The sequence below is a fragment of the Photorhabdus temperata genome (assembly GCF_025384845.1).
Taxonomy (GTDB): domain Bacteria; phylum Pseudomonadota; class Gammaproteobacteria; order Enterobacterales; family Enterobacteriaceae; genus Photorhabdus; species Photorhabdus temperata.
Genome location: NZ_JAJAFX010000087.1, coordinates 1 through 10,169, shown reverse-complemented (window position 1 = coordinate 10,169; position 10,169 = coordinate 1). Strand labels below are relative to the sequence as shown.

Annotated in this window: 7 protein-coding genes; all 7 read right to left on the bottom strand. The window is 53.7% G+C overall.

Translation table 11 applies throughout. The features are described from left to right. A partial coding sequence (gene tssH / locus LGZ99_RS22345; RefSeq protein ID WP_262979631.1) for a type VI secretion system ATPase TssH occupies positions 1-2,665 on the bottom strand: 2,665 nt, incomplete at its 3' end. A gap of 184 nt (positions 2,666-2,849) precedes the next feature. Further along, a complete protein-coding gene (locus tag LGZ99_RS22340) occupies positions 2,850-3,341 on the bottom strand; it encodes an Hcp family type VI secretion system effector (RefSeq protein ID WP_036841641.1) in 492 nt (163 codons plus the stop codon). Between the two features lie 4 nt (positions 3,342-3,345). Beyond that, on the bottom strand, positions 3,346-5,136 hold the full coding sequence (locus LGZ99_RS22335; RefSeq protein WP_235184826.1) for an OmpA family protein: 1,791 nt from the start codon (positions 5,134-5,136) through the stop codon (positions 3,346-3,348). Next, positions 5,085-5,747 (bottom strand): type VI secretion system protein TssL, short form, encoded by a 663-nt coding sequence (tssL, locus tag LGZ99_RS22330; RefSeq protein WP_036841645.1) that lies wholly within the window; start codon positions 5,745-5,747, stop codon positions 5,085-5,087. The genes LGZ99_RS22335 and tssL overlap by 52 nt, the downstream gene beginning before the upstream one ends. Next, positions 5,744-7,090 (bottom strand): type VI secretion system baseplate subunit TssK, encoded by a 1,347-nt coding sequence (gene tssK / locus LGZ99_RS22325; protein WP_036841648.1) that lies wholly within the window; start codon positions 7,088-7,090, stop codon positions 5,744-5,746. Before tssK ends, tssL begins: the two co-directional genes overlap by 4 nt. 4 nt (positions 7,091-7,094) lie before the next feature. Then, on the bottom strand, positions 7,095-8,627 hold the full coding sequence (tssC, locus tag LGZ99_RS22320) for a type VI secretion system contractile sheath large subunit (RefSeq protein ID WP_021324587.1): 1,533 nt from the start codon (positions 8,625-8,627) through the stop codon (positions 7,095-7,097). Between the two features lie 31 nt (positions 8,628-8,658). Continuing rightward, positions 8,659-9,195 carry a type VI secretion system contractile sheath small subunit gene (gene tssB / locus LGZ99_RS22315; RefSeq protein ID WP_023046541.1) on the bottom strand — a complete coding sequence of 179 codons (537 nt, stop codon included), beginning with the start codon at positions 9,193-9,195 and terminating at the stop codon, positions 8,659-8,661. Positions 9,196-10,169 lie beyond the last annotated feature (974 nt).

Here is a 10,169-nt window from a genome sequence, read left to right as displayed (position 1 = left end):
ACGGGCTCTCCGTTTTTTCTGTTTCAGTAAATAGCAGGGTGATCTCGCCGGTTTCATCGGCGCCCAATATCACCCCGGCCGGTTTAGGGTGATGAGCCAGACGTTCCAGCAGCGCCTGTGATAACACCGGTAAAATTTGCTGGTTGAGCAGGCTGTCGATATTGCGGGCGCCGCTGTCCGGCAGCAGGCAGGCGCTGACCAGCGTGTCACAGAGGGCGCTTTCAACAACACAGGTCAGGCCATAATGGGTATGGAGTCGCCGGGTTACCTGCCCCAGCTTGATGTCGACAATACGTCTGAGTGCCTCAGCCGGTAACGGGCGGTAAATCACGGTTTGAAAGCGGGCCAGCAGGGCGGGCTGGAAGTGATCCCGCAGCACAGGATGTAACAGCTCATGCAGCACCGCATTCGGGGCGTCAGGCTGTTGCGCCAATAGCGCCATCAATTGATCACTGCCCAGATTCGACGTCATGACCATCACGGTATGGCGGAAATCGATCTCACGCCCTTCACCATCACGCATAAAACCGCGATCAAATACCTGGTAGAACAGATTCAGCACGTCCCGGTGGGCTTTTTCCACTTCATCCAGCAGTACCACGCTGTAAGGACGTTGACGAACCGCTTCCGTCAGTATTCCGCCCTGACCATATCCGACATAACCCGGTGGTGAACCTTTCAGTTGGGAAACCGTGTGCGGTTCCTGATATTCCGACAGGTTGAGGGTGATCAGTGAACGCGCCCCGCCAAATAAGCTATCCGCTAAGGCCAGCGCCGTTTCGGTTTTCCCTACCCCACTCGGTCCAACCAGCAGGAAAACCCCCAGTGGCCCCTGTTCTGGCGTCAGACCGGTTTTGGCCGCACGTAAACGTTGGGCGATTGCCCACAGCGCGGCCTCCTGACCTATCACCCGTTCGCCCAAACGCTGTTCTAAGTGGAGCAGGCCGGTTTGTTCGTCTTTTAATACGCTGCTTAACGGGACGCCCGTCCAGTCGGCAATCACTGTTGCCACGGTACGCACATCCACATCCGGCGATAGCAACGGCTGCCCCTGTTGCAGGGTTTCCAGTCGCTGTTGTAACACAGCCAGTTCATCCTGCCGGCGGCTGTCCTGTCGTATCGCCAGTAACTGCTGCGTGAGCTGTTTTTCCTGTTGATACTGCTCATTCCGCTGTTGCTGTTGCCGGCACAGTGCATTGCGCAGCACATCAATCTGCGCCAGACGGTCAGTGTGATGAGCCTGCCCCAACGCCATATCTTCCCGTATCGCCTGTTGCTCCATCTCAAGTGCGGTCAATTGGGTCTGGAGTTGCGTCAATGCCTCCGGTACGGTGTCCAAACTCATCCGCACCCGCGCACCGGCGGTATCGAGCAGATCCACCGCTTTATCCGGAAGCTGGCGCCCGGTCAGGTAACGGCGGGATAAGGTGACAGCGGCTTTGACCGCCGCTTCCTGAATGTGGATGCCATGATGACGGGCATAACGCGTTTTCAGTCCGCGCAGCATCAGGCAAGCCGTCTCATCATCCGGTTCATCCACTTTCACTGGCTGGAAACGGCGCGCCAGTGCCGCATCCCGTTCAAAATAGCGTTTGTATTCCGACCAGGTGGTGGCGGCAATGGTGCGTAATTCGCCCCGTGCCAGAGCCGGTTTTAGCAGGTTAGCCGCATCGGCGCCGCCCGCCTGATTACCTGTTCCAATCAGCGTGTGAGCTTCATCAATAAACAACACAATGGGGAGGGGGGACTGTTGTACCGCCTCAATCACGTTTTTCAGCCGTTGCTCAAATTCGCCTTTCACCCCCGCGCCCGCCTGCAACAGGCCCAGATCCAGCGCCCGGATACTGGCGGTTTTCAGGCTGTCGGGGACATGGCCTTCAGCAATGCGTAATGCCAACCCTTCCACCAACGCAGTTTTCCCCACGCCCGGTTCACCCACCAGGATCGGGTTGTTTTTACGCCGTCGCGATAAGATGTCGATCATCTGGCGAATTTCATTATCACGGCCAAAGACCGGATCAATGCCGCCTTCAGCGGCGCGGGCCGTGATATCCAGCGTGAATTTATCCAACACGTTTTGCAAAGCTGGGGATAACGCGTGAGGATTGAGCTCGGGGTTATCTGCGGCGGTCTCCGCCCGGTCAACAACCGATCCTGCCTCAGTCAAACGCGCCGTCACCTGTTTCTCCGGACACTCGTCTGAGTGGCGATCCAACAACGGGCGCAGACGTTGCAATTGTGTCACGCTCAAGCTCAGTAACGGCCAGGCATCATGCACATGCAACCAGTCCGGCTGACCGCGCAGTGCTTGCAAAAGATGCACCGAGCGAATAAATTCATTGCCCGCCTCCTGAGAAGCCACTTCCCAGGCGACCTGTAATAAACGCCACAGACGGTCTGACAACCGCGGGCGTTGATGATTGATGTTGTATGGCAGGCGATCCAGCGTAGCTAGGAGTGTCTGCCACAACGTATTCATATCCCACTGATAATGCCGGGCAATGACGGTAATATCGCCTTCCCCCATTTCAAGCAGCTTGAGCAACCAATGTTCTACGGTAATTTCATCCTGTGCCCGTGTCCGGCAAAGTACAGCCGCGGCATCCAGCGCCTGTACGCAATAGGGGTTTAACCGGCTCAGTAAAATGGCTGACGGATTTTCCATGACAGTTTTCTCCATCCTGTTCCTCTGTTGCTTCGGGTACGCTACCGCCCATAGCCGTATACCGAAGCCCATAAGGTCATGATTTGTTTGTTTTTAAGGATTTTCATCGCGGGGCCTATGGCGCCCGCTATCATGTGAAAAAAGAAAAAAAGGGCAGACGGGTTAACCCCGTCCGCCCTTTACGTTACGCGGTCGAACGTTCACTCCAGGAATCAGAGTGAATGATGTTGCCGTCCTGGTAAGTCCAGGTGATTTTTTCGTAGCGGAACTCAATCTGTTCCAAATGGTTGTGCTTTTCTTTGGCCGGATCTTTGATGTCATGCATCAACGGCGCCACTTTCACCACCTTCACATTGTCCAGTTTGGTGATGAAATAGACTTTCTCCTGACCGGCATCATCAATTTGGTACCACTTGATTTCAGCCGATTTCAGGGTTTGACCGGAGGTGACCGCTTTATACAAATACGGGGTTGACGCATCGACTTCTTTGGTGAACACCAGCGGCGCGTGCACGCGGGTCCCGGTCAGCTTACCGGTGTTGTTGTCCGTCGGGATATGCAATGCATGTTCCAACGCCACAATTTCGATACTGCCTTCCCGGCCCTGAACATCTACAGAGCCTTTGATGTCGGCACCGCCGTCATCTTTCAACCACAAATAAGCGGGGATCGCCATAAGTTTACTCCTGTTGTTGTGTCAATGATGTCGCCGGTATCGGCGACGTTGTTGCTGAAACGCCCGGCACCGTTTGCGATCGCGGACAGGCGACCGCGTTCGGTATCAGACGGATTTCAACTCTGCGATTAGCGGCACGTCCTGCCGCTGTGGTATTCGTCGCGATCGGTCGCGTCGCTCCGTCGCCTTGTACGGCGAAGCAGGCGGGCGACAGCTCGCCGGTCTGTAATAGCCAGTCACGGACGGCTTTGGCCCGCGCCAGTGACAGTGCCTGGTTTTTCGCGGCATTACCGGTCGCATCGGTATGGCCGGTGATGAAAATCATCCAGCCCGGTTTAGCGCGGATATTGATCAACGCATTGATTAATACTGGGGTCGAGCCGGGTTTCAGTGTCGCCTGTCCCACATCAAACAGGGCCAGGCTATTCAGGCTGATCGTCTGGGGTACCGGGGGCGTCACCGGTTTTTTTTCCTGATGTTCAGGGTGATAGCCAGTAATCGCCGCCTGTAACGGCAGACGTAATCGCTCTCCCTGATATAACCCCAATCCCAGACGCCACGGCACCCCATCGTGGTCATATTCCTCAAGCTGGGCAACATCGTCCTTCAGGGCCGCCATCGCTTGCGCCTTGCCGTGCTCATCCGTCATAACGATAGACTGGTTGTTCAGTAAGTCCCCCTCCACCTGACGCAATAACTGGCGGTTATGCCAGGCCGAACAACTCAACGCGATCATCCCCGCCAGCAGGAACAAGCCCAACGCCCTGCCCAATGCCCGTTGCACCGGTATCTGTACCTTACTCATGGGTAACAGGCGCAATATGTGGTCAGGGAAAGGCAGGACAGGCGTACCGGTATCCGGTGAACTTACCGGGTCACCGGCGCTGTTGAGCGCCGTTTTGGTCTGCAACCACTGTTGCCAGAGATGACCGGTTAACCTCTGCGGTAATGCCGGGACAAAGGTCAGCGCCATCGCCTGAGGCGGACAAGGCGGCAGGCCGTTTTCCGGGGTCAGACAAGCCGGTAATACATATGCTTTCATCCAGTCAGCCCAGCCGGTCAGCTCAACTCCACACTGAAAACGGGCGGTCTGTTCCGCCACGCAGCCCTCGCCTAACCAGTCCGCCAGCAGTTGACCTGAGACGCCTTTGCGCCAGACCGTGACGGTGTTCTGACCGGCCAGCCACGCAAACCACGGTGAATCAGGGCGTTGGGTCACCCCGGCTAAGTAACCGGTCAGCACTAAAGGTAACGGGATACCCTGGCGGCGACGCACCTGAGCAAGCTGCCAGCGCAGTTCCCGTACCCAACCCGCCAGGGCCATCTCATCCCGGTACTGTTGCGGGTTGATGACGGCCATCACGCTCAATTGGCCACCCCAGGCGGGCCGGGCAGCCAGCAGGTTTGCCACGCCATCAGACAACGCGGTCCCTGATGGTAAACATAACCAGTAGCCCTGCGGCGTCTGACGCCACCGTTCATCACCAAACAGGCTGTCTTGGGCGTGACCACAAACCAGCACGACAGGATGACGATCACTGTCCGGTGGCAGCACTGCCGACAGGCTGTCAAGGTGTTCCCGTCGCCGGGATCGCTCGGTATAAAACAGTCCGACCAGCGTGAAGAGCAGGACAACTGCTCCACCAGCCCATCGGCCCACCGGCGATAAGGGAAACCAGACCAGGCAGAGCAGCAGTGCTAACCCGGCTGCCCATCCCCATAGCGCCCGTCGCAACATCACACTCATTGCGCCCACCCCGGCAGCAGCGTGATCAGATACCGGCCCAACCCCCACCAGACACCGGTCAGCACGATTATTGTCATGATCAGCGGACCGCCAATGGCGCTCATCCAGGCACAGGACGGTAAGGTCCTGACCGGCACAGGCGAAGGCTGAAAACTGTCGAAAGGTAAGATGTGTTGACTTAAGCGGGTTATCAGTTGTTCACGTATCAATGACGTGTCCTCCCGGTAATCCCCCTGGAATCCCAGCAGCAACACCCGGTGAAAACAGGTCAGGACCGCCAGATCCGGGGCCGGTTCATTCAGCACTGCGTTCATCCGTGCAAACAACTGGTCACCCGCCGCCGCAGAATCAAAGAAATGGGTCTGCAACGAGGTCACACGCCAGGCTGCATAGCCCTCGTCCGGTGCCCGTTTTAAGACGGTTTCATCCAACAGCGCACATAAAGCATAACGGATGTGCACCTTTGCGGCGTCACTGACGCCGGCAGCAGACAGCGCCCCCTGCGTTTGTTCTATCTCGTCGATACAGTGTTGCCATACCATGCTCCCCTGATCCACCGGCACGCCCTGGCACAGTTCGGTGACCAGCAAGTAGCTGTTTTGCAACAGGGCATCAATATCCAGTTGCGATTTTTTAGTGAGTAAGTGTGATCGATTCATGTTCTCAAGACCGCAAACAGTTCAAGTTGAATACCGTCCAGCACACTGGGCACGTAGAAGGCACAAGTACCTGCCTCCAGCATGGCTTTCGCGGACGGATGGGTCAGGTCAAGGGCGAAATATTGGTTCTCCAGCCGCAATGGGACCGCCGCCGGGACCTGGTTCAGCGCCACCAGCGGGATCCCGGTCAGCGCCCGGTTAATCATCTGGTTAACCTCATCCGGCGCCCCGGCTTTACACAACAGCGGAAACCGGGTTTGCAACTGGTGTGTGGGAACTGAGGAACGGACAGAAAGATAAAAATCTGCTGCTTCACGTAAGCGGGTATCGTGGAGCGTTCCTGTCCATTGCTGTGCCGATTTTGTCAGCTCAATGGCGACCATCCGCGACGGTAGGCTGATTTCCAGTAACTCACTGAGCAAGTCAAACAGCGGCGGTAACACCGCCGTCAGGTTATCGTGCTGATAACGCGGGATCCCCCCCGCGTCATGGTCCAGGGAAAACGTCAGCAAACTGCCCGCCAGCCCGATCGCCTCACGATAAAACAGCGCCGGGTGTACCTCTGCGTGCGCCCGAAAATCACGCAGTACCGGCTCATAGCTGTTCAGCGCATTGAGCAGCCAAAACAACGAGACGTCCGCGACGGCAAAATCCGCCATCCGCTCGTTACTCTCACGGCGCATCCCCATCAACCGAGCCTGTTTGGCCCGCAACTGCGTCAGCAACCGATCGAGCCGATCCATCAGCCCGGCATTCGCACTCAACCGCAGTAACGGCGGGATAAACTGTTCATCAAAGGCCCAGTTTCCCTGGGTGTCACGCACCAGACGGGCAACGGGACAGGTGAGATACTGGCTGTTTTCCATCCCGTCAACGCGCAGCGAGACGGCATAACGGGCCACTGCCATGGATTCACAGCGGTCACTGAATTCATCCTGTACCGGCACCCACTCTTGTCGGTAACGCACCGGGCGGTCAGCCTGTTCATCGGGTTTAAGGCAATTACCGCCATTGGCATACAGGTGCGGCAACGCCAGCAAGACCGTGGCCTGTTGCGTCTCCGCCGACAGCACCGTCGCCAGTTCCAGCACCGGGGGTAAGCGATCCGCCTGATCGGTATCAATCAGCGATCCGTCAGCAAAGCGCACACACAGGTGATCGGCTTTCAACTGCCCCAACGCCAGCATCGCTTTGTCAAACACCGCGGTCAGCACGCCCCAGGGATGCAGCCCCCCAAGTCGGGCAACGCATTCACGGGTATACGCCTCCCAACGGGCCTGTTGCTGAAACTGTTGGGGCGACAGGATGGTCCCCGTCACCCAGAGCGGACGATCAATTTTCATGTTGTTACCCCCTGGCTTTCGGCATCTGGGAAACCAGAGACAGATTGACGTCGAGCCCTTCCACCTGAAAATGGGGCACGGCGTATAACCGGACCCGGAAGAAACCGGGGTTGTCGTCAATATCTTCAACAATGATCTGCGCTTCACGCAGCGGATGAGACGCCTGCACATCGTCTGACGGATCGGTCATCTCCGTGACCAGTGTGTTGATCCAGTTGTTCAACTCAATTTCGAGCAGACGCCTGTCCTTGGTGGTGCCGATGTTCTCCCGCTGGATTAACTTCAAATAGTGGGAAATCCGTGACAGCAGAAAGATATAGGGCAGACGCGCATTGATACGGCTGTTGGCCGTGGCTTCATTCGTGTCGTACAACGCCGGTTTTTGCGTGGAATTGGCCGAAAAGAAGCAGGCATAATCGCGGTTTTTGTAGTACGAGAGCGGTATAAACCCCAGATTGGCAAATTCAAACTCGCGGGTTTCCGGGATCATCACTTCTGACGGGATTTTGACCTGATTACCGGTCCCCAGATCGTAGAGATGGATCGGTAAATCCGTGACCGCGCCCCCCGCCTTCGGCCCGCGGATCTGCACACACCAGCCATTGCTGACAAAGCTCCTGACCATGTTGGCGGCAAACGCAAACGCGGCGTTGGTCCACAAATATTTATTGTGATCCGGCCCGGCGACCTCTTCGACATAGTTAAACGTGCGTACCGGCACGGTATCCGGGCCGTAGGGTAGACGCCCCAACACACGCGGCATCGTCAGGCCGATATAGCGGGCATCGTCGCTGTCGCGGAACGCCTGCCACTTGATGTATTCAGCGCGGTCAAAGTAGCTACCGATGTCTTTAATCGCCGCGACCTCTTCCATGGTTTTTTTACCAAAAAAGGCCGGTCCGACCGCGCCAATAAAGGGCATATGCGCCGCGGCTGATACTTTGGCGATATTACGCAACAAGGCAATATCCTGCGAGCCGGCATCAAATTCGTAATTGGCAATCACCGAGCCGATAGGTTCCCCGCCCGGCGTATCGTATTCCTGCGTGTAAGTGTGGAGATAAAAGCCGCTTTGGACGATTTCCGGCGCATCGTCAAAATCCTGCCGTAAGTCGTCTTTAGTGACATCCAATACGTCAATGCTGACGTTTTGACGAAAATCCGTCCGGTCAACCAAAAATTTCAGACCACGCCAGGCGGATTCGATTTGTTGGAATTCTGGATGATGCATCACCACATCCAACTGACGGCTGATTTGGTGGTCCAGCTCGCCGATGTGGTTATCCAGCAAGGCTTTATCCAGCCGTTCGACTTTTCGCGCGGAGGCTTTCAACAGATTGAGAAAAACGCTGACCGCCGCGGTCACCCGTTCATCCGCTGTGACATCAGCCAGCGCATCACTGCACTGAAAGCGTTCGATATCACTCAGTCGTTCGACCGGCTGTAAATGGATTTTTTCAAACAATGATTGATAAACACTGCCTTCGGCGTAGGTTGTGGTTGCCGCAGCAGAAGCGGCTTGTTCTTGTACAGTCATCACATCTCTCCTGACTAAAATACCGCCATCATCAGATGGCTTTCGGTGCCAGCGCAGCCAGTTCAGCCCGCAATTGATCGTTCAACGTGTCATCCTGGAGAATGTGCTCCAGCTCCCGGCGAAAGGTAGCGTTGTCAAGCAGGTTGGATCTCAGATCGCGCAATAAATTACGCATAGAAAGTAACGCCCGTAGTTGGGGAATTTGGCGGGCCACTTGTTCAGGATCGAAATCCTTTATTTGCTGGAAAGTGAGGGCGATATTTTCTTCGCTGCCATTTTCAGCCAGAGTATTTTGAACCGTCAGGTTAAGCGCGGGGCTGAATTCAGCCATCACGTTGTCAAAATTGTTTTTGTTAATAGACACTTTTTCTCTTTCCGAGAGTGGGCGCTGTTCCTGCCCATGACTGTAATCGCCCATCACTAATAATTTCAGCGGCAACTCAACTTTTTTCTGCGCACCGCCGGTGTGCAAATCTAATTTGATATTAATACGCGCCTTAGGGATTTCGTTTTGAAAACTCTGGGTCACAAGCAACTCCTTAAACAATAAAAACAGGATGAATGACATGAGGGTCATGCCCGATAAATTTCAGGAACAAAGAACGGATTCAGATATTTCAGAGCAGGCAGTTAACCGGGCAGTAAATAAGAGAACACCGACAAGATCCACCGCAATAAATAAACACATTTACCGAGCAGATCATTTCCTAACCAGGGCGATTCTGTAAACAGTTTTATCTAAAATCAAGACATTTTTTATCCTACCGCATTTTTTGCACAAGATTTATTGGTCATAAAAACCTCTCTGCAACATAAAAAAATACAATATATAAACCTAACCTAAACAACATGGAATTTTATTGATAAAAATATTGTATTTATTTTTATGAAGTGATAGCGACTTGTCTGTTTTGTTATCATTAGGGTCATTCAGCACAATAGAGATCGGTTATATTTCTTTAAATTTATACTATTTTTCAATTAACTAAGTAATAAATAAATCGTGCCTGATTAGATGGGTGAAAAAGAGAATGGTTATCAATCAGATTATGCGAATGAGAATACATTCAATTAAGTCGTGTCATATCGATTATATTATGGGATAACACGCCGGTTAATTATAGCTTTTGTAGGATAATAAGTATGAAATTGAAAATGCCTTATCCTGCGTGATAAAGCTGGAATATTTTTTTGCTCTTTTTGATGGTATGAACGTTATTGAAGAGGGTGTTTCTGAAATAGGGAGCCGAAGTACGGGAAAATGTGATTATTGATAATGGATACGATGATTCATTTTCTGGCATTCCGTTTTATATTTATGTCCCGGAGACGCCGGTCCATTTAAGTCAATAGTAGGTGTTATAAAACACCGTTGAACGCCGATAATTAAAATGGCATTCAGCCAGAGTTGGATACATAATCATAATAAACCTGAACTTCGCTTAAGAAGGAAACTAAAGTATCTGAGATACGATCAACGTTTTTGTCAAAGAAAATTCAAGACATCCCAATCCGCTCAGTTTCTTGCTTAATATTCCTTCA

Coding starts and splice junctions, on each gene's coding strand:
- LGZ99_RS22340 (WP_036841641.1), bottom strand. CDS start 3,341: ATGGCGATCCCCGCTTATTTGTGGTTGAAAGATGACGGCGGTGCCGAC.
- tssL (WP_036841645.1), bottom strand. CDS start 5,747: ATGAATCGATCACACTTACTCACTAAAAAATCGCAACTGGATATTGAT.
- tssK (WP_036841648.1), bottom strand. CDS start 7,090: ATGAAAATTGATCGTCCGCTCTGGGTGACGGGGACCATCCTGTCGCCC.
- tssC (WP_021324587.1), bottom strand. CDS start 8,627: ATGACTGTACAAGAACAAGCCGCTTCTGCTGCGGCAACCACAACCTAC.
- tssB (WP_023046541.1), bottom strand. CDS start 9,195: ATGTCATTCATCCTGTTTTTATTGTTTAAGGAGTTGCTTGTGACCCAG.